Below are 26,391 nucleotides of genomic sequence, written 5' to 3'. Positions count from 1 at the left end.
TGCCAATTCCGCCATATCCGCATATTCTGTTGTGTTCCTGCACCGCAGCGCCGGGAACGATAGTTATTATACCAGATGCAGCAAAATTGTCAAGCACTTTTTCAAAAAACTTTTCATCTTTTTGGAAAGGATCATACTTTCGCATTTTTTGTAGGCAGTGCGGTTACGGTGTCGGCTGCGCAAACGTTTTTTGCCGCCTTTCCGGCATTTGTAAACATTCTGCAGCACATTGCGTGTACTGTGCACCGTTTTGGATTTGACAGAGTTTTTTCTGCGATGTAGAATAGAGTTACTGCTTTGTTTAAAATAACATAGAGGAGCGTTTTGCCATGCTGTATTTTGAAAACGACTACTGCGAGGGTGCACACCCCGCCATTTTGCAAAAGCTGACCGAGACCAACTTTGAAAAAGTCTCCGGCTACGGCACCGACCCCTACTGCGCCAGCGCCCGGGAGAAGATCCGCGCCGCCTGCGCCTGCCCGGAGGCCGATGTGCAGTTCATCTCCGGCGGCACACAGAGCAACGCCATCGTCATCGCATCCATGCTGCAGCGGTGGCAGGGCGTAGTGGCTGCTGCCACCGGCCATGTAGCCGGTCATGAAGCCGGTGCCATCGAGTACACCGGCCACAAGGTGATCACCCTGCCGCAGCACAACGGCAAGCTGGACGCCGCCGAGCTGCGGGAACTGGTGGCTACCTTCTACGCCGACGACAATCACGACCACATGGTGTTCCCCGGCATGGTGTACATTTCCCACCCCACCGAGTACGGCACCCTTTACACCAAGGCAGAGCTGGAAGCCCTGCACGCTGTCTGTCAGGAGTACAAGCTGCCGCTGTTCTTAGACGGTGCACGGCTGGGCTACGGTCTGGCTGCCGAGGGTACGGACGTAACGCTGGCCGACCTTGCCCGGCTGACCGATGTGTTCTACATCGGCGGCACCAAGGTGGGTGCGCTGTGCGGCGAAGCTGTGGTGTTCCCCCACGGTGCACCGGCACACTTTATGACCATGGTCAAGCAGCAGGGCGCACTGCTGGCAAAGGGCCGGCTGCTGGGCATCCAGTTCGATGTGCTGTTCACCGATGATCTGTACTTTTCCATCAGCAAAAATGCCATTGCCACGGCCAACCGCCTGAAGGCCGGCTTTGCGGAAAAGGGCTACCGCTTCTTTATGGATTCCCCCACCAACCAGATCTTCCTTGTGCTGGAAAATGCCCAGCTGGCTGCACTGAAGGGCAAGGCAAAGTTCGGTTTCTGGGAGAAGTTCGATGACACCCATACCGTAGTGCGCATCGCCACTAGCTGGGCCACCCGCATGGATGAGGTGGAAGCGTTGCTTGCGCTGATGTAACGCACTGCTTTATGTAAGGTTGCTTCTTGCTTTTTGCAGGATGATATGGTATCTTTTATATATAGGTATAGTTTTCGGGAGCGGCAGGTTGAGATCCGATAGTTCCCTTGTCGCTTTTGAACATTGATTAAGAAGGAAGGACATTCACCATGGGCTTTTTTGACAAACTGTTCGGCGGCAAGGCCAAGGACGAAAACACCAGCAAATTCACCAACCAGAGCAAGACGATCCTGACGCCGCTGCAGGGCAAGGTGCTGGCACAGGCCGACATCCCTGACGAGACTTTTGCACAGGGCATTCTGGGCCCCGGCTGCGGCATTGAGCCCACCGGTGATACCGTGTACGCTCCCTTTGACGGCACTGTGACCCAGATCGCCACCACCCTGCACGCTGTGGGCATGACCAGCAGCGAGGGCACCGAGCTGCTGATCCATGTCGGCATGGATACCGTGGACATGAAGGGTCAGGGCTTTACCGCACTGGTCAAGGAGGGCCAGAAGGTCACCGCCGGCACTCCGCTGCTGAAGGTCGATCTGGATGCCATCCGCGCAGCCGGCCATCCCACCGCAACCGCCATCATCGTGACCGATGGCGCGGACGATGTGAAGATGCTGGCCGAGGGCGATGTTGTACCCGGCACTCCGCTGTTCAAGGTTTAAGCTTTCATAAGATAAAACGGCTGCTGCACTCTCCCGTGCAGCAGCCGTTTTTTCGTTATTCTTCTGCCGTATTCCACGGCTGCGGGGTGCTTTCCAGCGGCTGTCCGGCGGCAAGGGCGCGCTCCATCAGCAGGGCAAGGTAGGCGTCCTGCAAGGCATCTGCCAGCGGGTACACCTCCGCCCCGCCGGCAAGATAGCCCTGCATCCTGTCCAGAAAACAGGCGATGGCAGTCTCGTCCTCGTTAAGCCCTGCCTGTGCGGCGGCAGCTGCCAGCGGGTCGGGCAGCGGGGTCAGCAGACGGCACACCGGCTCTCCGACGGCATCCAGACAGCGCAGGGTATCATCGAACAGCTCGCCCCGCTCTCCCTGCACACTGGTGTGGGTGCTGCGCAGGTAAGAGTGGTACTGCACGCCGTTAAAATCCAGAAACGCCGTGCCGCCGCCTGCAAATTCCAGCGTGTGCTGCTGCAGGGTCTTTTCCACCAATGCGCCGTTATGCACCGCACCCCAGCGGGAATCCGTTTCGATGATCTTTTCCGTCCAGCTGCGTCCGGTCACCCGCACCGGCTGCTGCCCGGCGTTCAGGAACTGCCGCGCCAGACTGACCGCGTGGTAGCCGTGCGCCACCGACAGCCGGGTAAACTGCGGCGTGCCCAGCGCGCCGCTGCGCACTGCTGCCAGCCGTTTTGCCAGCGTGGGGTACAGCCAGTACTGCTCCGCCACCTGCAGCTTTGCGCCCTGTTGGTGCAGCTGCCAGAGGGCGCGCAATGCGTCCTCCTCCAGCGCCGCCGGGGTCTCGCTCAGCACGGCAAAGCCCCGGGCAAGCCATTCGGTGCTGACGGCGGCAATGGACGCTTTATTCACTGCCACCACCACAAGGTCCGGGTGCAGGGCAGCGCACTGCTCCGCCGAGGTGCTTACCGGCACGCCGTACTCCCGGTGCATTTTTTCGGCCTTTTCCTCGGTACGGCAAAGCATGGCGCACAGCTCGAACCGCTCCGGCAGCGCCTGCGCGATGCGCCAGTAAAACAGCGACCGCCAGCCGGAGCCTACTACGATAAACCGCAGCTTAGCCATTTGCCTGTTCCTCCTGAATATGTTTTTGCAGCTCCTGTTCAAACCGTTCTGCGTCCAGCGGCAGGGTGAGCTTTTCCCCCAACCACGCGGACAGGTACGCGGCATCGGTCAGTTCCAGCGCCCGCACGCCCTCCACGCCGGGGGCGGTCAGGGGTGTGCCGTGCAGGATGGCGTCCGCAAAGTTTGCCAGCATCTCCGGGTAAGGCTCTGCCTGCGGTGCGAACTGCTCGGTGGTAGTGGTCTCGGTAAGCTGCTGGCGCTCGGTGCAGTCTGCGGTACGGCGGTAGGTCTCGGTGTCTGGCGTGTAGGTGTGCAGGGTGAGGGTGTCCTCTTCCAGCAGGGCGGTGCCCTTGGTGCCCACAATCTCCAACCGCTCGGTGTAGCTGCCCTCGCCGGTGGAAAGGATAAAGGTTGCCGTGCGCTGCTGCGGGTACTCCATCAGCAGGGTAGCTTCATCGTCCACCATGAAATTGTTATACTTACCGTATGGTATCACGGCATAAATACTGGTTGGCATTCCAAACAGCCACTGCCAGATGTCCAGAATATGCTGTCCCTGATTGAGCAGCGCACCGCCGCCCTCCCCTGCCCAGCTGGAACGCCAGCTGCCGGAGCGGTGGTACATCCATGTGCGGAAGTAGCGGCTGTTTTCCAGCTGCACCCGCTTGATCTCGCCCAGAGCACCATCATCCAGTAATTTTTTAAGCCGCATATACTTTTTGTAGCGGCGCTGATGGAACATCATGGCGAAAACAAGGCCGCTTTTTTCGGCGGCGCGGTTCATTTCCAGCGCCGATGCCAGCGCGTTTGCACTGGGCTTGTCGCACAGAACGTGCTTGCCGTGAGCAAAAGCCTGCATTACCAGCGCCGGGTGGGTCTTGTGCGGGGTGACCACCAGCACGGCGTCAAACTCCTCGGCGTGGGCGTACAGCTCCTCGGCGTTGGGGCACACCCGTACCGTATCCGGCAGGGTATCCTTTGCCCACTGCTGCGCCCCGGCGCTGCGGCAGACCACGGCGGTCAGGCGCAATGCGCCCGCCTTTCCTTCTGCGATCATCTGGGCATACTTGCGCCCCATGACCCCGGTGCCAATAACGGCTGCGCGTACTTCCTGCATGATGCTCCCTCCTGTTTTTCCACAATGCGTTTTGTTATGGGGGAAAACTGCCTTTCACCCCTTCAATTTTGCTTCAATGGCGGCTTTGTCCAGCCCCTCGCCGATGACGATGACTACCTCCTGCCCCTGCGGGATGGGCGCAAGGGTGCAGCCGGCAGCGGTGGCGTTCAGTTCCAGCCAGCCGCCCGCCGGGGCGGGTGCAAAGCCCTTGACCCGCAGCACCTGCCCGCACTCCGGCGCTGCGAACAGCCGCTGTGCGGCGGCTTGCAGCTGCTGCGGGGTGAGGTGCAGTTCCAGAAAGCAAAGGGAGGTAAAGGCCGCGTGCTGGTCAAAATGCAGCTTTTCGCAGCTGGCCTGCCGGTAGCCGCAGGCGGCAAGGGCTGCAAGGTCTGCATCGGTCAGGGCAACCCAGTCCTTGGCAAGGATCTCCCCCGGCACAAAGCGGCGGGAGGACTTTGCGGCTTCCAGTGCACGCTCCAAGTGGGCAGCGGCGGCGGCGCACTGGGCGGGCGCTGCCAGCTGGGCGCGGCTCAGCAGCACGCAGCCCGCGTTCATGGTCTCAGATGCCAGCAGGTACTCTGCCTGCGGCGAAAGCGTTTCCGGCAGCAGGGCATCCACGATGGCAATGACGCTGCCAAGCTGATACCACCGGTCCAGCGGGTCGTCCCGCAGGATATCGAAAAACTCGTCCACGTCAAAGATGCCGCTGGGCTCCACCACTACACGGTCAAAGCCGCGCATGGCCATGGCGATGAGTTTGGTGCGCATCCGGCGCTGGTGGGTGTCGCAGTCGCAGCCGCCGCTGATGGTCTCCACATCGCAGCCGGGGCCCAGCACCTCCTGCACCAGCATGGCGTCCACGTTCACCGCGCCAAAGTCGTTTTCCAGAATACACACCTTATGCCCCTGCTGTACCAGATACCGCACATAGCGGCGCAGAAAGGTGGTCTTGCCTGCGCCCAAAAAGCCGGTGATGAGATCCACCTGAACCATATCTTTTTACCTCCGTTGCAAAAACCCTCCCAGCGCCGCAGCGCCCGGGAGGGCATATATTTCAGTCTTTTTTCCGGCGCTGCAACTCCTGGATGATCCCCGCTGCTTCCGGCGCGATATCCCCCGGCACAATGGCCGGGCGCGCCAGAAAATAGCCCTGCAAAAGGTCTGCGCCCAGCTCGATGACCGTGCGCAGCTCGGCGGCGGTCTCCACACCCTCGGCAACGATCTTCATGCTGCGGGGGTGGGCGTAGGCCACCACATTGCGCAGGATCTGCTGCTTGTCCGGCGAGGTGTCGATGCCCCGGATGATGGCGATATCCACCTTGATGAACCGGGGTGCAAGCTGCAATAGCGTATTCTCGTTGGAATAGCCGCTGCCGTAATCGTCCAGCGCAAACATCCCGGAAAATCCCGGTGCATTGCGCTTTTTCTCCAGTGCTTCGTAGTCGATAGCTTCCTCTTCGGTGATCTCGACGACCATGCGGTGGCACAGCTCGTGCCAATGGTTGTTTATATATTTGCCGTCCTCATGCGACAGGCAGGTGTTGGCGATGGAGTTGACAAAGAGCATGGTCTCCTCGGACACGCTGCCCGCCCGGCACAGGCTGTCGAAGGTCTCCAGCGCCTTGGTAAAGGTGATGCGCTCGATCTCGTACAGTGCCCCCTGCTCCCGCGCCAGCTTCATGATGGTGGCCGGGGAGCGCAGGGTGGGCAGGTCGGAGCGCATCAGCGCCTCGTAGGCGACCACCCTGCCGCTGCGTGCCGAGAAGATGGGCTGGAAGCAATAGAACACCTGCGCATTGCTGAGCAGCTGCCGGAACTCCCGGCGGGTGCGCTCGGCGTAGGCTTCGCGGTTGTACACCCCGATGTCGAACTCCTCCACCCGGCCCTTATCCGCGTGCTTGACCTGATACATGGCAAAGTCGGCGTATTTTTTCAAGGTCTCCCAGTCCTGCCCATCGTCCGGGTACCACGCGATGCCGCCGGAAAGGCTGATGTGCAAGGCGTTGCCGCTGGGCAGCAGCGCCACGCTCTGCTGCATGGCATTGGTCAGGCGGTCGATCTTTTCCCGCACGGCGTCCCGGCTGCGGTAGCCGTGGAACAGCACAAGGAACTCGTCGCCGGAAAGGCGGGCGCAGACAGTCCCGGCGGGGGTATTGTCCCGCAGGCACTGACCGGTGCGGCGGATGTACTGGTCGCCCCAGTCGTGGCCGTAGGTATCGTTGATGTGCTTGAGGTTATCCAGGTCCATCATCATCAGTGCCGCCACGCCCATGCGCTCCGGCGCGGCAAACAGCTCGGTGCACACCCGGTTGAAGGCCTGCCGGTTGTACAGCCCGGTCAGAATATCGTAATCGCGCTCGTGCTCAATGCGCTTCCGCTCCAGCACGGCGGCGGTCACGTCCTCGGCAAGACCGATCTTGGCGTGTCCCTCGATGGTGCTGCGCAGCATGATGTACCGCACCCCGTCCGGCTGCTGAATGGTCAGCAGCTCGTCTCCCTCGGCGGTGCGGTCACGGGGATTCTTTTCCCGGATGCCCTTGAGCACCTCCTCAAAGCGGCGCACGCTCAGCGGCTTGCCCTGCATCTCGGGCTTGCCCAGTAGGGAGAAGAAATTATCGGTCACGAACACGCTGCCGGTGTCGGTGCGCAGCTCGTAGCCGCCGATCTCCACACTGGCCATATCCATGATGCGCAAAAACTTGGTGGAGTTGGTCACCAGCTCCTTGTTCAGCTCGGTAATGGTCTCGGCAAAGCGGTCCACCTCCCGGATGGCCGTGCGTGACAGGTGCGGAAAGGTCTTTTTCTCCTGCGCGTCTATCACCTCGCGGTACAAATGGTTGATGGGGCTGGCCAGCCGTGCCGAGACCAGCAGGCTGCCCAAAACGCTCAGCACCAGTGTGACCACTATGGTGGCCAGCAGCAACTCGCGTACCCGGTCGGAAAAAGCCAGCAGCACCGACTGTTCCATGGTACCGGCCAGAAACCACTTTTCAGCGGCAAAGGGCGCGTTGCGGTTATACACCTGCAGCGGCTCCAGCACCATGTAATAGCGCTTATCGTTCAGCTCCACCCAGTTGCCGCCGTTGCCGTTGCTGCGGCAGTTCAAAACGCCCAGCGGTGCATCTGCCGTTACCAGATCCTCGCCGGAGGTCACGGTCTTGCGCAGGGAGAGCACGTCGTCCGTCAGCGCATCATCGGTAGTGGTCACGATAAAATAGGTGCCTGCCTTGTCCTCGTCCAGCTCGGTGAAAGGCAGCTTTGTTTGCAGATAGTCAGTGAGCAGTTCCACGCCCACCACGCCGTATACCGTGCCGTCCGGTAAGATCAGTGGCAGCGAGTAGGCAATGGCGTTCCGGTCGTCCCCTGCCAGACAGTAGGAGTTTGTGGTCCAGCGGCCATAGTTTTCTGCCGAAAGGCTGGCACCGTCTTTATACGCGGCCTGAAAGACCGAGCGCAGGATGCCGCCCTTGGCATTGGCCTGATAAGGGAAGGCGGGCTGCCAGCCCTTATCCGTGCCGATAGCCAGCTCTTTTACCACTGTGGCGCTGGCGCGTTCCAGCAAAAGGTCGTTGTTGCGCTCCGAAGGGCGGGCGTCCGGGTCCAGATCCCGCAGGTAGATGCCGGGCATTTTTTTGCCCACCTCGCAGGTGTCCAGATCGTGGGTGTTCAGTATAAGGAAGATGCCGGTCACCTGCTTTGTGCGCAGGGTGTCCAGAAGCTGCGGGGCAAGCGCTACCAGCAGGGCATCGCTCTGTTCGCTGCTGTTATCCAGCGTATCCAGCGAGATATCGCCGCTTTTCAGCAGCTGCTGGGTGGTGGTGATCTGTTCGCTCAGCTGCTCCAGATCCTCCGCGTTCCGCAGGATCTCCTGCACATAGCTGGCGCGGTTGCGCACCCGCATGGTAAGCAGATCCTTGGCGTTTTCGTCCAGTTGTCCGGTCACGTTGACGGCAAGGATGCTGGCGACCGCCATCAGCAGCTCCACCGCCAGCACCAGCATCATGGTAGCAAAAATATTGTAGAACACGGTTCTTTCCGGTCTGTTTTTCAAGCGCTGCCGCTGGCGCTCTTTCCATGCGTCAAACATCGCCCTGCCTCCTTTCCATCTTTTTCCGGGCGGTCAGCCCTCGTACTGCTGTAACTGTGCAAGGGTGGCCTGATACCACTTTTCAAAATAGTCGTCGGTCAAAAACTCCGCCATGGCTGCTTCGGCGCTCTGGCCTGCGGCGATGCGTTCCAGCACCGTGTCCCGGTCGGCACTGACCTGATCGCCCATGCTGTATTCCAGTATCTTGCGGACTGCATTGCCGCCTGCAAAGGCCGTAGGGGTGTACAGCTCGTTTTTGCGCACCGTTTTTACCGCACCGGAAAGGGTCTGCTCCATATTGTCGGTCAGTTCCAGCCCGCTTGCGCGGATGGCGTCCATGTCGTTGGCGGCGGTGGTCACCGGCAGATAGCCCGACTCCACCGCGAAAGCGATGTTATTCTGCGGCTCGGTGAACCACTTTAAAAAGGTGACTGCGCCGTTGATCTCGGCCTCGGTGCCGGTGGTGACCACCATGCCGGCACCCTGCTGCACCGCCACCTTTTCGCTCCCGGCAAACCGGGGCGCAGGCAGCACCTTCATCTCGATATCGTGGACTTGGTTATCCCCGGGCATCACCTGCTTCGGAAAGAAGGTGGCACTGGCACAGGAGCCTACACAGCCCAGCAGTGCGCCGGTTTTCACGTCATCGCTGCGGAAGCGGCCATTCGCAGCAAAATACCCCTTGACGAAGGGCACATAGTAGTTATCCCACAGTTTGCGCACCACATCATGGTCAAAGTGCAGGGTCATTTTGCCATTGTGCACTTCAAAAATTTCGCAGCCCAGCTGCTTTGCGCCCACAATCATATAGTTTGCCATGGCATCCCTGCCAAACAGTGCCTTGCCGCCGGACCAGTTGTAGTACTGCTCGGCTACCGCCGTCACGCCCTCCATGGTGGAAAGGGCACCGTAACGCACAAAGGTTTCCTTTGCGAACCGCTGCCAGTCGGTATCGTTAAAGAACATCAGCTCGGTGGATTTTGCCACCGGGAAAATTTTTATGCTGCCGCTGCCGTCAAAATCGCCCTCGGTGATATAGCCGGGCACAAAGGCGGCCTGTTCATCCTCGGTCAGGTAGTCCTTTAAATCCACCACCATGCCCATCTGATCCAGCTTGTACGCGGTATCTGCGTAGGCGGCAAAAATGGTAGGCATCTCCGCAGAGCCCACCTTGCCCTCGGCAGCGTCCATCACGTTGGCTTCCAGATCATTCACCGTGCCCTGACTGGAGCCGGACACCCGGATGCCCTTTTCCTTGCCGATGGTCTCGTTGAAGGTGCTCACAAGGCGGTTGAAGCTTTCCAGCTGGTCGCCGTTGTAGTAGTTCCACACCGTGATGTCGGTCACTTCTTTTTTGCTCTTTTTTGCATCGCAGCCGGACACTGCCAGTGCCGCTGCCGAGACCGCAGCCGCTGCCAGAAAACTGCGGCGCGAGATCTTATTCTTCATCCCATACCCTCCCAGCGTATACAGGCGCATTTTACCCCATACTACACTATTTTATATAATACCACCATTTCTGCCATAGTGTAAACTATTTCTTGAAAAATCTGGTAAAAAAGTGCAGATGACGAATTCCAGTCTGGTTTTTTGGCAGTTCTGTCAAAAAACACGTCACAAACGCAAAAAAGCCCCCGCCGACAGAGGGAAAAAGTGTCGGCGGGGGCTCGGGGAAATGTCAAATCAGGGGTTCAGGGCTCAGTCGTCTGCAGCTTCGTCCAGATTGCCCAGCTTCTTGGCCTGCTCCACAACGGCAGGCACCAGCATCTCGGGCAGGATCTCGTAGCGGGCAAACTCGGTAGTGAACCAGCCGCGGCCCTGCGTGGTCTGCCGGATAAAGGTGGTAAAGTTTGCAAGCTCTGCCAGCGGCACCTCGGCGATGATGGTCTGCAAGCCGTCCTCGTCCGGCTCCATGCCCAGCACGCGGCCGCGGCGCTTGGTCACATCGCCCATAATGTCGCCGGTGTTGTCGCCCGGCACATGAGCCTTCAGGGTGTGGATGGGCTCCAGAATGACGGGGCCAGCCTCCGGCATAGCAGCCTTATATGCCAGCTTTGCAGCCATGATAAAGGCCATTTCAGAGCTGTCTACCGGGTGGTAGCTGCCGTCCAGCAGGGTAGCTTTCAGGCCGACCACAGGGTAGCCTGCCAGCACGCCCTTTTCGGCAGCCAGACGCACGCCCTTTTCCACAGCGGGGAAGAAGTTCTTGGGCACGCTGCCGCCGAACACCTTCTCCTCAAACACCACCTGCTCGCTGTCGCAGGGCTCGAAGTTGATGATAACGTCACCGAACTGGCCGTGGCCACCGGTCTGCTTCTTATGGCGTCCCTGCTTCTGGCAGGCCTTGCGGATGGACTCGCGGTAGGCGATGCGGGGAGCTTCCAGACCGATCTCCACGCCGAACTTGTTCTTCAGCTTGGCCTTGACCACGTCCAGATGCTGCTCGCCCAGACCGCCGATGACCTGCTGATGGGTCTCGGCGTTGTTGATGTAGCACAGGGTGGGGTCTTCTTCCATCAGGCGCGCCAGTGCGCTGGAGATCTTGCCCTCGTCGCCCTTCTTGGCAACGGTAACAGCCATGAACAGGCTGGGCTTGGGGAACACGGGTGCAGGCAGCTTGACCACGCGGTCTGCATCGCACAGGGTATCGCCGGTCTTTGCGCTCACCAGCTTTGCCACAGCGCCGATATCACCGGCACCGATGCCGTCGTTTTCCATCTGCTTCTTGCCAAGGACGGTCAGGGGTTTGGTGATCTTTTCCACCTCGCCGGTGCGGGCGTTGGTCAGCGGCTCGCCAGCGGTCACCTTGCCGCTGATAACCCGCAGATAGCTCAGCTTGCCCACGAACGGGTCAGCCACGGTCTTAAAGACGTAGGCGGCAGTGGGCTCGTCCTCGGTGCAGTGCAGCTCCACCGGCTCGCCGTTGGCGTCCTCGGCCAGCGTGCTGGCTTCGTGCTCCGGGCTGGGCAGCAGCTTGTGCATATTGAACAGCAGCATATCCAGTGCCTGCAGATTTACGGCGCTGCCGCAGAACACAGGAGTGATCAGGCCGTCCTTAACGCCCTTGCGCATACCCTCCACGATTTCCTCGGTGGTAAAGGGCTCGCCGCCGAAGAACTTTTCCATCAACTCATCGTCAGTTTCTGCAATGGCTTCGCTCATAGCCTCGATCAGGCCCTGGAAGCGGTGGCCGATGTCCGGCAGATCTACCTGGATCTGCTTGCCGCTCTCGTACTTGAAGGCCTTCTGGCTGAACAGGTTGATGTACACGGGGGTGCCGTCATCCAGCTTTGCGGGCACGACACAGGGGCAGACGGTGGAGCCGAAGCGGATCTTCATGTCCTCAAGGATCTTGAAGTAGTTGGCGTTTTCCAGATCGCACTTGGAGACGAACACCATGGTGGCCTTGCCGTTCTTGCGCGCCAGCTGGAACGCCTTCTCTGCGCCCACGGTAACACCGCTGCGGCCGGACACGCACACCAGCACGCTCTCGGCGGCGCGGATGCCCTCGTACTCGCCTGCTTCAAAGTCGAACAGACCCGGTGCATCGATCAGGTTGTACTTGATGCCCTCGTACTCCACCGGCACAACGGACGCCGACAGGCTGGCCTTGCGCTTTGCTTCCTCGGGATCAAAGTCCGAAATCGTGGTGCCGTCCTCAACCCGGCCCATACGCTCGGCAGCGCCCGAAAAATAGACCAATGCTTCGGTCAGCGTGGTCTTGCCGCTGCCGGCATGGCCGGCAATCAGAATATTGCGGATGTTGTTGCTTGCGTATTTCATATCGGTTTTTCCCTCATTTCCGCCGCACGGAGCGTTCTCTCCGTTTTTGTGGCATATTTTACAAAGATAATACCACATCCGAAACGATTTTTAAATATATCGTTTCAAAATTTAGCAAAAACGCCTGCCAAACTTCCGGGCACTGTTTTGTGCAAGTTGACATTGGGGTGTAAAACGGACGGACTGAAAAAAGCAGAACTCCCGGCAGCGCGTATAGGTGCGGAGCCGGGAGTTTTCGTTGCAAATATGCGGGTTTTATGGTATGCTGTAGGTGCCGCTTCGGCGGTAAGGGCGTTGACCCAAAACGCAAGGCGGCTCTGTGTCCTCACTGGTTCTGCAAATTCACCCCAGAGTGAAGCAGGTGTCAGGAGGGCAGCTTTTTGAAGCGATCTCTCCTGATGCTTTCGGCGGAAGGAGGGATGTTGGATGTCGATCTCCGAGATTCTGATGCTTCTGACGCTTATCGTCACCATCGTACATGTGACCTTTGAAATCACATGGAAACTCGAGCAGAGAGAAAAACACCATGACAACGGCAAAAAGAAAAAGTGACCGCCAGCGCTTCCCCAAGCCACGGTCACTTGATCTTTTGGTCATTTGATCCATGAGGAGCGGAGCCGTTTTGCCGGGCAGCGCTCTTTCTATTCGTAGTATAGTCTATTTTTCCGGGTTTGTCAAGCCGCAGACCCGCATAAAGGGGCAGGAGGTTTTACGCGATGAAACGCGAGGATTATATCAACTGGGACGAATATTTTATGGGCATTGCGCTGCTTACCGCCATGCGCTCCAAGGACCCCAACAGTCAGGTAGGTGCGTGCATCGTAAGCCCGGAAAATAAGATCCTTTCTCTGGGCTACAACGGGATGCCCATGGGCTGCAGCGATGACGAGATGCCTTGGGAGCGGGAGGGTGCCCCTCTGCAGACCAAATATATGTACGTCTGCCATGCCGAGCTGAACGCCATCCTCAACAGCGCCCACAACAACCTGAAGGGTGCCCGGGTGTATGTGACCCTGTTCCCCTGCAACGAGTGCACCAAGGCCATCATCCAGTCCGGCATTGCCGAGGTGGTGTACTACGGCGACAAGTATCACGACAGCGATTCCAGCATTGCGGCGCGGTTCATGTTCGAGCACGCCGGTGTCCGGCTGACCCCCTATAAGCCCACCGGACGCCGGGCAGAGCTGGAACTGTAAGCTCCCTCTTGACCTTCCTGATGCAACGTACTATAATAGGATCATAGCTTGAATAAATATTCAAGAGTGCTTGCATAGAGAGGGAAATATACAATGGAACTGAAAAATCGCAGCTTTTTGAAGCTATTGGACTACACCCCTGCCGAGATCGGTCAGCTGCTGGAGCTGGCCGCTGACCTGAAAGCCAAAAAGAAGGCCGGTATCCGGCACGACCAGCTGCAGGGCAAAAATATTGCTCTGATCTTTGAAAAGACCTCCACCCGCACCCGCTGCAGCTTTGAGGTAGCCGCCCACGATCTGGGCATGGAAGTGACCTATCTGGACCCCTCCGGCAGTCAGATCGGCAAAAAGGAATCCATCGCCGATACCGCCCGGGTGCTGGGACGGATGTTTGACGGCATCGAGTACCGGGGCTACGGCCAGCAGATCGTGGAAGATCTGGCGCACTACGCCGGTGTTCCGGTGTGGAACGGCCTGACCAACGAGTTCCATCCCACCCAGATCTTAGCCGATTTCCTTACCATTCAGGAGCATTTCGGCCACTTGAAGGGCATCCACTTCGTTTACTTCGGCGATGCCCGCTACAACATGGGCAACAGCCTGATGGTGGGCTGCGCCAAGATGGGTCTGCACTTTACCGCCTGTGCACCCAAAAAGTATCAGCCCGACCCCGCGCTGGTAGAGCAGTGTCAGGCCGTTGCCGCCCAGACCGGGGCGACCCTCTCCTTTGAGGAGGACCCCGTCAAGGCCGCAAAGGGCGCAGACGTGCTGTACACCGATGTGTGGGTATCCATGGGCGAACCGGTAGAGGTTTGGGCGGAGCGCATCCACGATCTGGCTCCCTATCAGATCAATCAGGATCTGATGAATATTGCAGGCCCGGATGCAGTATTTATGCACTGCCTGCCCGCCTACCACGACCACAAGACCACTGTGGGCAAGGAGATGGGCGAGCGCTTTGGCCGCGATGCCATGGAGGTGACCGACGAGGTATTCGAAGGCCCCCAGAGCATCGTGTTTGACGAGGCCGAGAACCGGATGCACACCATCAAGGCGGTCATGGCGGCCACCTTGGGGTATCAGGAATAAAGAGATAAGCCCGGAAGGCTCGCAGACCTTCCGGGCTTATTCTTTTCAAAAGTAATTCGCAATCATTCCGAAACTGCATTCTGCAGTTTCAGCACGCCTGCCTGCGTCAGGCGCTTACGCAGCAGCGCACCCACGATGCAGGAAACCACGATCTTTCCCAAGTCCAGCGCAATGAAGGGGTAGACACAGACGGTCAGCGCATAGCCCAGCTCGCACTGCATCTGGAACACGAACCATGCGGTGCCCAGCACATAGCAGGCGGCATCGCCCAGCACCAGACCCACAGCGGAAACCACCGGGTTGCCCTTGCTCTTTTCAATGAACATACCGCCGATGAAGGCCAGCAGCAGATAGCCCACCAGATAACCGCCGGTAGGGCCTGCCAGCTTGGCAAGACCGGCGCCGTAGCCGGAGAACACCGGAATACCGATGGTGCCCAGTGCCAGATAGAGGACCACGCTCAGGGTGCCGAACTTCGGCCCCAGCAGCCATGCGGTCAGGCAGATAACAAAGTTTGCCAGCGAGATGGGCACGGCTCCGATGGGCACGGTCAGCGGGCCCAGCACGCACAGCACGGCAGCCATCACAGCGGTAACGGCCATCTGGTAGGTAGTCAGTTTTTTGTCTTTCATAGTCAGTTTTCCCCTCTGTTTTTTCGTTATGCAAGGCATCTGTGCCCGAGTATACCGCACCGGTGCGCCGCAGGTCAACGGAAAAGTTTGCAAAGGGTTTACAATCCGAAATTTGATTGTAATACTGTGGAAAGTATGTTAAAATAAAAATGACCGCCCACAGTCTCGCAAACACTGAGCGGTCATTCTTATTGACTACTTAGCCGAAGGAAACTGACCATTGCAGCCAGCACCCTTTCTCTTTGCAGTATGGCCTATTTTGCACGAAATGTCAAGAAAAACACGGAGGTTCCCATGGGTGGAGGTCATGTATCGCGGCCGGATTTCGGGATGCCGCAGCCGGATGCGGCGTACCCGCTGACCGAGTTCTATCTGCTGGCGCAGCAGGCGCTGGAAAAAAGCGGCAGCTTTATGCTGCCCGCCCTCTACGCAGGGCTGCACGCCCCTGCCCGGCGCATCTACCGGGAGGAAGCCGCCGGGTATTTACAGCTTGCGGCTGCCCCGGCAGAGGGCTTGACCCGGCTGCTCTCCCCTGCCCGGATGCAGCTTTTATACAGCAGCCTACAAGTGCAGCCGGACGGCACCCCCGCCGCCCTTCTGCTGACCGAGGAGTGCACCCGCCTGACCGTGGCGGTGCAGCTGCTGCCGCCCTTTGTGTGGGAGGACCCGCTGCCGCCGCTGCCGGATGTACCGGCGGCACTCACCCTGCAATTGACCATGCAGGACGTGGTGGCGATTGACACCGCCCCTGCCGCACTGGCGCAGAAACTGGTGCACAGCACAAGCGGCAAATGCTGGCTGCACCACCCCAAGGCTGAGACCTTTCTCTCCGAGCGGCTGGCGCTGCTGCAAAGGGTCTATAAATAAGGAAGGGCTCCCCTCTTTTACTTTTTGCGATTCCGTGGTATACTGACCGGTAAACCGGCAGGATATCCAACTCCCGTCGGAGAACGTGGACGCGTCATGCGGCCGGTGCGTCCGGCACACAAAAAATGGAAGGAACCGGGTTTTGTTCTGCAATAATCGGGGATGCTGAGCCGTATATTGAGTGAACGTCCCCGTGAGAACCACAAACATTCCATCGAGAAGCCCGCTTCCGGGCATCCAAGGAGAGTTTATACAATGGGACAGCTGACCAGAAACGAAGTTTTTACCTTGGCGGTGCAGCGTTACAGCGACACCGTCTACCGCACTGCGGTGCATAATTGCCGCTGCACAGCCGATGCTGAGGATGTGGTGCAGGATGTGTTTGAAAAGCTGCTGCACTACAACGGCATCTTTGAGAGTGAGGAGCATCTCAAAGCATGGCTGCTGCGGGTGGCCATCAACCGCTGCCGGGACCTGACCCGCGCCGCCCACCAAAAGGACACCGAGCTGGACGAGAACCTGCCCGCCCCCGATGTCCTTGCGGAGGACGGCAGTGTGCTGGATGCCATCCGCACGCTGCCGGAAAACTATCGCAATGCCATCTATCTGCATTACTACGAAGGATACACTGCGGCAGAGATCGGGCGGATGATGGCGGTGCCCACAAACACGGTACTAAGCTGGCTGCGGCGCGCACGGGCACAGTTACATACGATGCTGAAGGAGGAGATCGAAGATGAGGTGGTATGAATACAAGATGGAGGTCGATGACCTGACTGCCCCGGACGATCTGAAGGCAAAACTGCTGGCCATGACCGACACCCTGACTGCAGAGGAAAAGGCTGAGCCCATGATGGCCGCCCCTGCCCCGCAGACCGCTGCACCCGCAGCACCCCTGAACACCGCCGAAACCAAGAAGAAAAAGCCCATCCACTTCCCGGTAAAGCAGCTGGGCACGCTGGCCGCCTGTCTGGCTGTGTGTGTGCTGGGTTACAGCACCCTGCATCTGGGCATCGGGATGGGCAGCGCCAAAAGCAGCACACCCGCCCTATACGCAGCCGAAGGCGCTGCCAACAGCTCCGCTGCTTCTGTGGCATCGGACAGTTTTGATCTCCAGCACGCCGCGCTGGACAGCGCCCCCGAGGCGGTGAATTACAGTCTGGAGGCAGACGACCGCTCTCTGGAAACGGAGTACAGCGGCACCGGCAGCACCGAAGCTGCTGCCCCTGCGGTGGACAGTGCCAAGATCATCTACACTGCCAACCTGACGCTGGAAAGCAAGGACTACGAAGCAGCCCGCAGTGCGCTGGACAGCGCTCTTGCCGAAGCGGGCGGCTATCTGGAATCCAGCAGCGAGTATTCCAGCACCGGCTCCAGCCGCTCGGTCAACCTGACCTACCGGGTACCGCAGGCCAACTACCAGAGCTTTCTGGATGCTGTGGCCGCTGCCGGTAATGTGACCTACCGCAGCCAGCAGGCCGATGACGTGACCACTCAGTATATGGACGTGTCCGCGCGGCTTTCTAACCTGCAGGCACAGCGCACCCGCTTGCAGCAATTGCAGGCAAAGGCCGAAAATCTTTCCGACCTGCTGCAGATCGAGGACTCCCTCACCGAGGTGCAGTCCCAGATTGAGAGCTGGCAGAGCCAGCTGGACTGGTACAGCGACCAGGTGCAGCAGTGCACCGTGTATATCGACCTGAACGAGGTGCAGACCTACACCCCTGCGGACGAGGGTTTCTTCTCCCGCATCGGCACCGCCTTTACCTCCGGCTGGGGCAACTTTGTGAACGGCTTGCAGCAGCTGATGGTGGCGCTGGCCTGCGTCTGGCCGCTGGCAGTGCTGGCGTGCGCCGCCGTTGCTGCGGTGCTTGCATGGCGCAGAAAGCACAGCAAAAAGCAAAAGTAAAAGTTTTTTCGAAAAAGGGTTGACATTCTGCCCGCCCTGTGGTATTATACTTGAGCAGTCAGCGAGAGCCGCTGAAAAGCAAAAAGTAAATATCGCGGGGTGGAGCAGTCTGGTAGCTCGTCGGGCTCATAACCCGAAGGTCGTTGGTTCAAATCCGGCCCCCGCAACCACCAAACAGGTTGAATTTTATAAATTCAACCTGTTTTTTATTCTCATCTTATACCAAAAGGGATACCGGAGCATCCGCAGATGTTCCGGTATCCCTTTTATGCTGTGATTCAGGTGCTCAGCCCTGCTGTATTGGAATCGTTTTTACGGCTCGATCACATTGAAGGTCTTTTCAAACTTGGACGCATACGCCAGCAGACGCTTCAGGGCAGTGGCATCGCCGCTTACCTGCACCTGACCGGCCTGCTGCCCCTGCATCAGGGCAAGGAGCTGCAGCCGCTTGCAGGTGACGGTGGCCTGCGCGTCCGGGCGGTTCTCTCCCGAATAGGACAGCAGAATACCGTTTTTTCGGGTCACATAGAACTTTTCGTTCACATCCGTCACGATCAGGTTCAGCGTTACATCGTCGTTCTGGGCGGCGTTGGCGTCGGTCAGGATGGAAATGTAATCCAGCAGCATATCCACGGTCATCTCCTTCATGGCGGAGCCCAGACCATTGGCGGTGCGTGCCAGACCGGACAGGTTGCCCTTGCGCAGCTCGGCAGCGCCCATCAGGTAGGCGTTGCGCCATGCGCCGGACTCTGCCTGATAGCCCAGCTGCTCCAGCGCATCGGCGCACAGGTTGCGCGCCTTCTGGTTGGACGGGTCTGCAAAGACCAACTCCTTGGTGATCTGCGCCACCCACTGATAATCGCCCTTTTCAAAATCCTTCCATGCCTTGCGCAGAACGGCATCCGTGCTGCCCAGATATTCTACCAGCTTCTTGGCGGTATCGCTGGGCGGGAGCGGGTTCAGGTTGACCGGGTTTGCATCGTACCAACCCAGATACTTCTGGTAGACCGCCTTGGCGTTGTGCGCCAGTGTGCCGTAATACGGCCGGGTGTACCAGACCTTTTCCAGCTTTTCGGGCAGGGTGAGCATGGCGGCGACCTCAGTGGAGGTATAGCCCTGATTCATGTAATGCAGGGTCTGGTCGTGGATAAACTTATAGATGGCTGCCGTATTCAGCAGATAATCATGGATCTCCTCGCCCCAGTGCGGCCAATTGTGGCTCTGGAATACCACATCGGTCTTGTCGCAGAAGCGCTGGTCTGCCTCGATGATGTACTTTGCCCAATCGTTGGCATCGCGCACCTCTGCGCCGCGCAGGGTGTACAGATTATGCAGCGTGCCGGTGCAGTTTTCCGCCATCCAGAGGGCACGGTATTTCGGGAAATAGGCGTTCATCTCGGCAGGGGCTTCGGTGCCGGGGGTCAGCTGGAATTCGATCTCCAGCCCGTCGATGGTCAGCTTCGGAACATCTTCCCCGATCTCGTAAGTAGGAGCGATGAGGGTCACCGTACCGGTGGACTGTCCCATGCCGATGCCCACGCTCAGCGCACCCTTTTCGCCCTTATCAAGCACCGTGCCGTACTGGAACTGTGCGCGCCGTGCCATGGCGATGCCTGCATAGACATTTTCGCTAATGGCGTGCTTCAGAAAGCCCGCCGGCGCAAGCACAAGGGTCTTGCCGGAAGCCAGCTGCTTTTTAAGCGAGAGCTTTGCATCCGCTACCTGCTCCCGGGTAATAACGCCCTCCACGCCGCCGAAGTGATCCACATGAGAGTGGCTGTACAGCACCGCCTTGATGTCCAGCGGGCCGAAGCGGTTCTCCATCAGCTCCTTGGCAGCCTTCATGTTTTCCTTGCACATCAGCACATCAAACACGATCCAGCCGTGGTCGGTGCGGATAAAGGTCGTATTGGCCATATCAAAGCCGCGCACCTGATAAATGCCATCGCACACTTCAAACAGACCAGCTTTGGCGTTGAGTTGGGTATTCCGCCACAGGCTGGGGTTTACAGTGTCTGGAGCATCCCGGTTCAAATCGCCGTAGCTCTGCAGATCCCATGCAGATCTGTTATCATCACCATCGATGATCCTGCCTTCCGCATTGTCCAGCCAGCCGCGCTCGGCGTTGGCAAACTCCCGCCGGTCAGAAAAATCCAGCTTTTCATACCATTCGGCGTTGGTCTCTGCTGTGATGGTCGTTGCGCCTTCGGTCTCGCCCGGCTGGGTGGGATCCTTGAAAATGTCTGTGATAAAATTCAGGCCGTTTTCTGTGGTATTTTCCGCAGCATGGGCAGACAGAGATGCGCCGCACGCCAGCATTGCAGCAGCCGAAGCGGAAATAAAATTCCGACGGGTCATTTTCATAGCAGGTTCCTCCTTATTACGGATCAGTTTGTGCGGACGACCGGCGGCTGCCAGTCTGTCAGTGCGGCGGCATCCGGTTTATAGATACGAAGGAAGAGGTGGAAATCTCCCTCTCCTACCGGCAGCCAGTTGGTCGTGTCCGCCGGTGCCTCTTTGGAAAGGGTGATATCGATCGAGCCGTCCGGATTACGGTGCAGACCGGAGCGGTCGTTGACGCAGTAGCGGTCAATGGGGTTTTCAATGAGGAAATCGCTCTCCCCGTAGGCGGTCACCGACCAGAAGCCCTTTTCCAGTGTGGGAGGATCTGCCTCGATATGCAGCGTATAGGTCTTTTTGCCGGTCAGGACTGTGCCGGTGCTGTCCACATCTGTTTTAGGGTAGATGGCAACATCGGTGGTGTTGGCACCCAGACCCCGCAGCGCCACCATGGTACGGTAGGTATATGCTGTGCCAAAGTTGCCGATGGGGTCGCCGAAATAGATCCACTGACCCATCTGGCGTGTATAGCGCTCCGATTCGCTTTGCAGCTTTTTCTTCAGCTGGAGCAGCATCAGCTTCCAGCGCAGCCCGCTGAACAGACCCAGCGCCTTGTCATCGAACTTCTCACCGGGGCCGACATGCAGTGCTGCAAGCTCCCGGAGTACCGGCGCATCTGCCGCAGCGGGCGGGTTGGTTTCCATCAGCTGGTTAGCGGTATCAAAGAATTCCTTTGCGTCCATAGCAAGAACGTGCTTTACCGGCACAAAGTCATTGGCAGGGTCATAGCTGCCTGCGGGGGCGGTCCATCCACCCGCCTGATAGGCGGAAAGCGGCATCAGCTGCATCTTATCCTGAATAGCCCGGACGTTGGGCAGGTCCTCCTGTCCGGAAAGCACGATGCGGGCAATGGTCCAGACCATCGTGGTAGGCACATCAATGCGCTGCACCCCTTCCGGCAGTTCGCCCTGCCAGTCTGCACGGGTAATGGCATAAAGCCCCGGCGTTTCCAGCACAGCGGCGGTGTTTGTCCACGCATCCAGCACCTGTACATTAAAAAAGCGGTCGGTCTGCGGCACGCCGTAGATCATTGGTTCTGCGCCGACATCCAGAAACGCCTGCGTATAGATGGTATCCACATTCGGCGTAACCACCACACGGGTCGTTGCATCTGCCAGCTTTTCCGCATGGATGAACTGGTTGATGGGGGCCTTGTTGCTTGTAGCTGTGCGGGTGTTTGTGGAAGCCGTCCGCGTAGCATCCATGATCACCAGCGGAAAGGCGTACAGATACGCCTGCTCCAGAAGGTTCTGTGCAGCCAGCGTCTGCTGTGCGGCTGCGGCTTTCTCTACGGGCAAAAGTGTAGCTGCGCAAACCACCGCAGCCGCAGTAGAAACGTTCAAAAAATCACGGCGGGTCATTTTCATAACATGAGACCTCCTGTTATGTCTTTTGCTTTATGCGCCTTATGGGAAAAAACCATTTGGCTCTCTGTGTTCAAGATACACGGACAATGATTAAAAGTCAATGATTTTTGCATTTTCCGTAACAAAAACGTAAGTTTCAACAAAAAAGCCCGATAAAATTTGACGCAAACGCCATTAAAATCTTGTACTCTGCACGATAATGTGCTATACTAAGCACATCAATTGACAACGGAGCACGGCGATGAACGATCTGCATGAATGGTTTCAAAAAAATGACCTTTGTCCGGAAAACATTTTGTATCTTTACCGCAGCGACCGTAAAACAGTCGTTCACCGCATGGACGGCGAGGAAGCTGCGCTGTATGCGCCGCTGCACAGCGTTTTGTCTGTGCTGCCGGAAAATCTGTTCCTGAACATCAGCAAGGGAATTGCGGTGTGCCGCAGCCAGATCGTAAACATCAGCAACGATGGGATCTACACCATGTCTGACGGCCGCACCTTTCAGGGACGCAAGCGCGGACTGAGCGACCACCGCCGCCTGCGTGCAGAGATCGGGCTGGCGGACACACAGCCCCGCCCCATGAGCATGAGCCTGCTGGAAAAGTGCAGCCTGCTGGACGATATGCCGCTGGCGTTCTGCGTCATCGAGCTGGTATTCAATGAATCCGGGCATGGCGTGGATTTTATCTTCCGCTACTGCAACGCGGAGATGGCAACGATCGAAGGGGTGCCGGTAGAAGAAATGCTGAACCGCTCTTTTTACGAGGTGTTCCCCAATGGTGATAAAAAGTGGCTTGTATCGTATGCAGATGTGGCGTTGAACGGCACAAGGCACACCCTCCACGATTACAGCCCGGAGGTGGACAAATACCTGACCATCCATTGTTACCAGCCTGAACCGGGGTATTGTGCCTGCGTGCTGCAGGCCATAGACTCCTGACTTTGCAAAAGCTTTTCCGGCAGCAAAATATCTATAGCGCTTTCAAAACGGAACGGAAGATCGAATATTACAAAAAAAGCAAGTGCATCACATCTCCCTCAAAAATTTTGGTTTTTGAGAGAACGTGTTGCACTTGCTTTTCTTTATGTGAGATTTCAGCGCAAATCGCCGCGCCATATTATCAGCGATGAGGGACGCTGTATTTTACAGCAACCCCTTTATATTTTGGTACGGTTGTGATTCGGTTTACTTCCGTGCGATCATCTCGGTATAGGCCAGCACCAGCGGACCTACGCCCTTGGCGTCGTTGCAGACCACCGGCTCGCTGAAGTAGTAGGCCAGCGAGCCGTCACGGTGATCCTTGCCGCCCAGACCTGCCACAAGGCAGATGCCGTCCAGCTGCAAGCTGCCGTCCGGGTTCTTGGACAGGTACCGGTCGCAGGTGCCGTAGAAGGCCTTCTCTGCCCATGCAGCCATCCGCTTAGGCAGGTAGCCCAGACGCACGCCCTTGAGCACTGCGTAGGCAAACAGGGCGGTGCCGCTGGTCTCCAGATAGTTGCCCTCGGCTTCCGGGTGGTCGATGACCTGCCAGAACATCCCGCTCTGCTCGTCCTGGAACTTGTGCATATCCTCCACGGTCTGCTTGAGCATGGCCATGATGCCGCGGTACTCGTTGTACAGCTGCTCGTCCATGCGCTCCAGCACGTCCACCATCGCCACAAGGAACCAGCCCATGGCGCGCAGCCAGAAGTTGGGGCTGCAGCCGGTCTCAGGGTCTGCCCAGTACATCTGGCGGCTCTCGTCGTAGCCGTGGTAGTACAGGCCGGTCTTTTCGTCCCGCATATGCTTTTTGATGTTCATGAACTGCTTGTAGCTGTCGATACAGCCCTGCATCTTGTTAAAGCGGGTCTCGTACTCCATGTAGAAGGGCTGTGCCATATAGGTGCCGTCCAGCCACACCTGCCACGGGTAGATGTCCTTGTGCCAGAAGTTGCCCTCCTTGGTGCGGGGCTGGGTGAGCAGCTGGCTGCGGATGGTGTCGATTGCCTTGCGGTACTTCTCGTCCCCGTAGATGTCATACAAGATGAACAGGTTCTTGCCCTGATTCACGTTGTCCAGATTGTACTCCTTGGGGTCGTAGGTCTTGATGGAGCCGTCCGGCTGCACAAAGTAGTCGATAAACTCCTTGGAAAACTCCAGATACTTCTCGTCGCCGGTGGTCTTGTACAGGCTCAGGCAGGCGGTGATCATGCAGCCATCGATGTAGTTCCACTTGTTGGGCTTGCCGCTGCGCACCTTTTCGATGTTCCACATCGGTGTCTCGGCGCTGGAATTGGCGATCAGGTAGTCCACATAGTCGCCCAGCATGGACAGGATCTCTTCATGGGTCATGGGTCAGTCCTCCTCAAAATGTCCTACGTTGACAAAGTGCAGCCGCTCGCCCTCGTAGCCTTCGATCTTCACGTTATGCAGGTCGATCTCCTTGACGTTCTCGGCATAGATGGCCAGCTTTTTCACCAGCGGGCGGTTGTCGGCCATGGCGGCCTGTCCCTCCTTGGCGTTGGGGTCAAAGGTGATGCTCACATCCCGCATGGTCACCCGCTCGATGGGCTGCTCCGGCAGGCCGTCGAAGTAGCAGCCCGCGAACTGGGCATCGGTGGCCACGATGTTCTCCATGGTCAGGCTGCCCAGCTTGGGGGTGTACTCGTCCACCGGCATCGCCTCGCGGCACTGCACATAGGGGCCGTGACCGTCCGGGTCGCAGAAGTAGAACATATTGATGACAAAGGGTGCCTTGACGCCCCGCATCTCCACGTTGCGGAACACCAGCCCGTCGATGACGGCGGTGTTGCCGCGGCCGCGGCGGGTCTTGACACGCAGACCGCGGTCGGTGTGGTCCATCAGGCACTGGGTCACCACCATATCCTTGACGCCGCCGCTCATCTCGCTGCCGATGACGATGCCGCCGTGACCCTTGTCCAGCAGGCAGTTGCGGATAACGGTGTGCTCGCAGCTGCGCTTCAGCTTCATGCCCAAAAAGACCTTGCTGGCCTTCATGGCGATGCAGTCGTCACCCACATGGATGTTCATGCCGATGATGCGGATATACTCGCAGCTTTCAGGGTCGATGCCGTCCGTGTTGGGGGCGTTGTAGGGGTTGTTGATGTTGAAGTTGAGCAGGTCGAGATGCTTGACAAAGATGGGGTGGATGGTCCACGAGAAGCTGTTCTGCACCGTGATGCCGTGCAGGCAGACGTTCTCGCTGTCCACCGCAGCCACGGCGCGGGGACGCCATGCGATGCGCTTGACCTTGGGGTTCACCCACCAGTCGCCGTTCTGGGCATCGCAGTCCAGCGTGCCCTCGCCGGTCACCACTACGTCATGCACCTGCGTGATGTTCAAAAGGCCTGCAAAGCTGTCCAGCGGGTTGCCCTCCCAGCCGGTCAGGTAGTACTCGTCCACCTCGTTCTCGCTGGGCAGCACGCCGGGCAGAATGGGGTAATGGGTGCGGTCGTTATCACCCAGCAGCACAGCACCCTTTTCCAGATACAGCGTGGTGTTGCTCTTCATGAACAGGCTGGCGGTGCGGTAACGGCCGGCGGGCACATACACCGTGCCGCCCTTGGGGCAGGTAGACAGCGCCGCCTGCAGCCGCACAGTGTTGTCCGTCTCGCCATCGGCCACCAGACCGTAGCGGGCAGCATCCACGAAGAAGGTCTCAGCCTCGGTGGTGAAATCCAGCTTCAGGGTCTCGCCCTCTGCCTGCACCTCCACCGTATAGGTGGTGCCGGGCAGCAGGGAGAACAGGGAGAACACGTTGGTGTTGCAGGCTTCGTATATCGTCTTGCCGTTCAGGGCAACGGTAAAGGGGTGTGCCGGACGGTAGCACAGCTCGTTTTCCAGCTCGAAAACGGCGCTGCGGGTCATGGAACGGATCAGGGTCAGATTCATGCGAAATAACCTCCTGTGAGTTTGTCTTGCCCCCACGGGGCAGACGTGGTATCATGAGGAAAAGCGCTCTCCCGGCGACCGGGAGGGCTGTTTCCGGAAAGGATGCGCAAAATGAAAGCGGAACGGGAAAAGATCAACGCCAAGGTAAAGGCAGACACCGTGCGGCTGACCGGCGGCAAGCTGGAGCTGACGGCAGACGAGGAGATGTGCACCTTTCTGCTGGTAAGCGAGGGCAGCTGCACCCTGCAAATGGGGGAAAACAGTCTGCTGCTGAACCCCGGCAGCGCACTGCTGCTGGGTGCGGGGGATGCGGTGCTCTCTGCCGCCAGTGCAGCCGTACCGGAGCTGGTAGGCTGCCGGTTCCCGCTCAGTGCCCTGCACGAGCTGCGCAGCACCGCCCAGCGGGATTTTGTCCGGCTGTTCGTGCCCGGGGAAGCCACGGTGCTGTACGGCCCGGTGCCGTGGACCCGCCGCCTGCGCACCCTGCTGGAGATGATGCGCACCGCCATGCCGGAGCAGGACTACCCCGGCGGGCTGTACCTGCTGCTGATCCTGCACTATGTAGAGCAGGAGTGCCTTGCCGAGAGCAGCGCCGTGGCGCGCCCCCGCAACGAGACCGTTGAGCAGGTGTGTGCCTACCTTGCCGCCAACTACCGGCAAAAGTTCTCTCTTACCGAGGTAGCGGCGCGGTTCTACCTTTCCCCTTACTATCTCAGCCGCCTGTTCCGGCGGGTGACCGGGCAGTCCATCGTGGACTACCTGAACAACCGCCGCATCGAGTCTGCGCAGAAGCTGCTGGAGACCACCGAGCTTTCCATCAGCGCTATTGCCGAGCAGACCGGCTTTGCCAGCGCCGCCCACTTCCGCCGCGTGTTCCGCGAGGTGACGGATATCAGTCCCCTGCAATACCGCAAAAAGCAGAAGAAATGATACACCTACCAAAACACCCCCTGTGCCATCCGT

Annotated in this window: 21 protein-coding genes and 1 tRNA gene; 11 read left to right on the top strand and 11 right to left on the bottom strand. The window is 58.6% G+C overall.

Annotation, left to right across the window (positions count from 1 at the left end):
- Positions 1 to 329: 329 nt before the first annotated feature.
- Both WMO20_RS08730 and WMO20_RS08725 read left to right on the top strand, forming a co-directional pair.
- Positions 330 to 1,352 (top strand): threonine aldolase family protein, encoded by a 1,023-nt coding sequence (locus tag WMO20_RS08730; protein WP_112091146.1) that lies wholly within the window; start codon positions 330 to 332, stop codon positions 1,350 to 1,352.
- Positions 1,353 to 1,501: 149 nt separating this feature from the next.
- Positions 1,502 to 2,011: a PTS sugar transporter subunit IIA gene (locus WMO20_RS08725; RefSeq protein WP_308563427.1), complete on the top strand. Its 510-nt coding sequence runs from the start codon at positions 1,502 to 1,504 to the stop codon at positions 2,009 to 2,011.
- 55 nt (positions 2,012 to 2,066) lie between these two features.
- Here WMO20_RS08725 and WMO20_RS08720 read toward each other — a convergent pair whose 3' ends face one another.
- The 6 genes from WMO20_RS08720 to WMO20_RS08695 all read right to left on the bottom strand — a co-directional run bounded on the left by WMO20_RS08720 (position 2,067) and on the right by WMO20_RS08695 (position 12,076).
- On the bottom strand, positions 2,067 to 3,089 hold the full coding sequence (locus tag WMO20_RS08720; RefSeq protein WP_349186501.1) for a Gfo/Idh/MocA family protein: 1,023 nt from the start codon (positions 3,087 to 3,089) through the stop codon (positions 2,067 to 2,069).
- Complete coding sequence (locus tag WMO20_RS08715) at positions 3,082 to 4,206, bottom strand: Gfo/Idh/MocA family protein (RefSeq protein ID WP_349186500.1); 1,125 nt, start codon at positions 4,204 to 4,206, stop codon at positions 3,082 to 3,084. The genes WMO20_RS08720 and WMO20_RS08715 overlap by 8 nt, the downstream gene beginning before the upstream one ends.
- Before the next feature lie 54 nt (positions 4,207 to 4,260).
- Entirely contained in the window at positions 4,261 to 5,199 is a 939-nt protein-coding gene (locus tag WMO20_RS08710; RefSeq protein ID WP_349186499.1) for a GTP-binding protein, read from the bottom strand.
- Between the two features lie 61 nt (positions 5,200 to 5,260).
- Positions 5,261 to 8,293 (bottom strand): EAL domain-containing protein, encoded by a 3,033-nt coding sequence (locus WMO20_RS08705; RefSeq protein WP_349186498.1) that lies wholly within the window; start codon positions 8,291 to 8,293, stop codon positions 5,261 to 5,263.
- A 33-nt stretch (positions 8,294 to 8,326) separates the two neighbouring features.
- Positions 8,327 to 9,742 (bottom strand): extracellular solute-binding protein, encoded by a 1,416-nt coding sequence (locus tag WMO20_RS08700; RefSeq protein ID WP_349186497.1) that lies wholly within the window; start codon positions 9,740 to 9,742, stop codon positions 8,327 to 8,329.
- A 249-nt stretch (positions 9,743 to 9,991) separates the two neighbouring features.
- Entirely contained in the window at positions 9,992 to 12,076 is a 2,085-nt protein-coding gene (locus WMO20_RS08695) for an elongation factor G (RefSeq protein WP_112091153.1), read from the bottom strand.
- 426 nt (positions 12,077 to 12,502) lie between these two features.
- Here WMO20_RS08695 and WMO20_RS08690 point away from each other — a divergent pair, with 426 nt between their 5' ends.
- From WMO20_RS08690 to argF, 3 genes are all read left to right on the top strand, one after another.
- Complete coding sequence (locus WMO20_RS08690; RefSeq protein ID WP_278320367.1) at positions 12,503 to 12,628, top strand: hypothetical protein; 126 nt, start codon at positions 12,503 to 12,505, stop codon at positions 12,626 to 12,628.
- A 164-nt stretch (positions 12,629 to 12,792) separates the two neighbouring features.
- On the top strand, positions 12,793 to 13,272 hold the full coding sequence (locus WMO20_RS08685; protein WP_112091154.1) for a deoxycytidylate deaminase: 480 nt from the start codon (positions 12,793 to 12,795) through the stop codon (positions 13,270 to 13,272).
- 93 nt (positions 13,273 to 13,365) lie between these two features.
- A complete protein-coding gene (gene argF, locus WMO20_RS08680; RefSeq protein ID WP_349186496.1) occupies positions 13,366 to 14,361 on the top strand; it encodes an ornithine carbamoyltransferase in 996 nt (331 codons plus the stop codon).
- A 62-nt stretch (positions 14,362 to 14,423) separates the two neighbouring features.
- On the opposite strand, the gene WMO20_RS08675 is transcribed toward argF, so the two are convergent.
- The gene (locus WMO20_RS08675; protein ID WP_349186495.1) at positions 14,424 to 14,993 is read right to left on the bottom strand and encodes a biotin transporter BioY; all 570 of its coding nucleotides are present in this window, start codon (positions 14,991 to 14,993) and stop codon (positions 14,424 to 14,426) included.
- 294 nt (positions 14,994 to 15,287) lie between these two features.
- Here WMO20_RS08675 and WMO20_RS08670 point away from each other — a divergent pair, with 294 nt between their 5' ends.
- The 4 genes from WMO20_RS08670 (at position 15,288) to WMO20_RS08655 (ending at position 17,939) form a co-directional block, all read left to right on the top strand.
- Positions 15,288 to 15,860, top strand: a complete 573-nt coding sequence (locus WMO20_RS08670) for a hypothetical protein (RefSeq protein ID WP_349186494.1) — start codon at positions 15,288 to 15,290, stop codon at positions 15,858 to 15,860.
- Positions 15,861 to 16,115: 255 nt separating this feature from the next.
- Positions 16,116 to 16,610: an RNA polymerase sigma factor gene (locus tag WMO20_RS08665; RefSeq protein ID WP_055186376.1), complete on the top strand. Its 495-nt coding sequence runs from the start codon at positions 16,116 to 16,118 to the stop codon at positions 16,608 to 16,610.
- A complete protein-coding gene (locus WMO20_RS08660; RefSeq protein ID WP_349186493.1) occupies positions 16,597 to 17,769 on the top strand; it encodes a DUF4349 domain-containing protein in 1,173 nt (390 codons plus the stop codon). Before WMO20_RS08665 ends, WMO20_RS08660 begins: the two co-directional genes overlap by 14 nt.
- 93 nt (positions 17,770 to 17,862) lie before the next feature.
- Positions 17,863 to 17,939: transfer RNA gene (locus WMO20_RS08655), tRNA-Met, on the top strand.
- 142 nt (positions 17,940 to 18,081) lie between these two features.
- Here the strand turns inward: WMO20_RS08655 and WMO20_RS08650 are convergent.
- Together WMO20_RS08650 and WMO20_RS08645 are read right to left on the bottom strand one after the other, a co-directional pair.
- Positions 18,082 to 20,133 (bottom strand): alkyl/aryl-sulfatase, encoded by a 2,052-nt coding sequence (locus WMO20_RS08650; protein WP_349186492.1) that lies wholly within the window; start codon positions 20,131 to 20,133, stop codon positions 18,082 to 18,084.
- A gap of 23 nt (positions 20,134 to 20,156) precedes the next feature.
- Positions 20,157 to 21,536, bottom strand: a complete 1,380-nt coding sequence (locus WMO20_RS08645) for a DUF1254 domain-containing protein (protein WP_349186491.1) — start codon at positions 21,534 to 21,536, stop codon at positions 20,157 to 20,159.
- A 241-nt stretch (positions 21,537 to 21,777) separates the two neighbouring features.
- Between WMO20_RS08645 and WMO20_RS08640 the strand changes: the two genes are divergently transcribed.
- Positions 21,778 to 22,476: a LytTR family transcriptional regulator DNA-binding domain-containing protein gene (locus tag WMO20_RS08640; protein WP_112091159.1), complete on the top strand. Its 699-nt coding sequence runs from the start codon at positions 21,778 to 21,780 to the stop codon at positions 22,474 to 22,476.
- 246 nt (positions 22,477 to 22,722) lie between these two features.
- Here WMO20_RS08640 and WMO20_RS08635 read toward each other — a convergent pair whose 3' ends face one another.
- Complete coding sequence (locus tag WMO20_RS08635; protein ID WP_349186490.1) at positions 22,723 to 23,868, bottom strand: glycoside hydrolase family 88/105 protein; 1,146 nt, start codon at positions 23,866 to 23,868, stop codon at positions 22,723 to 22,725.
- 3 nt (positions 23,869 to 23,871) lie between these two features.
- Positions 23,872 to 25,428: a glycoside hydrolase family 28 protein gene (locus WMO20_RS08630; protein ID WP_349186489.1), complete on the bottom strand. Its 1,557-nt coding sequence runs from the start codon at positions 25,426 to 25,428 to the stop codon at positions 23,872 to 23,874.
- A gap of 111 nt (positions 25,429 to 25,539) precedes the next feature.
- On the opposite strand from WMO20_RS08630, the gene WMO20_RS08625 reads away from it, so the two are divergent.
- Positions 25,540 to 26,358, top strand: a complete 819-nt coding sequence (locus WMO20_RS08625) for a helix-turn-helix domain-containing protein (protein WP_349186488.1) — start codon at positions 25,540 to 25,542, stop codon at positions 26,356 to 26,358.
- The last annotated feature ends 33 nt before the right edge of the window (positions 26,359 to 26,391 follow it).

Source organism: Faecalibacterium intestinale (assembly GCF_040096575.1).
Lineage (GTDB): Bacteria > Bacillota > Clostridia > Oscillospirales > Ruminococcaceae > Faecalibacterium > Faecalibacterium intestinale.
The sequence above is the reverse complement of the archived record's forward strand: the minus strand, read 5'-3'. Positions and strand labels throughout refer to the sequence as shown.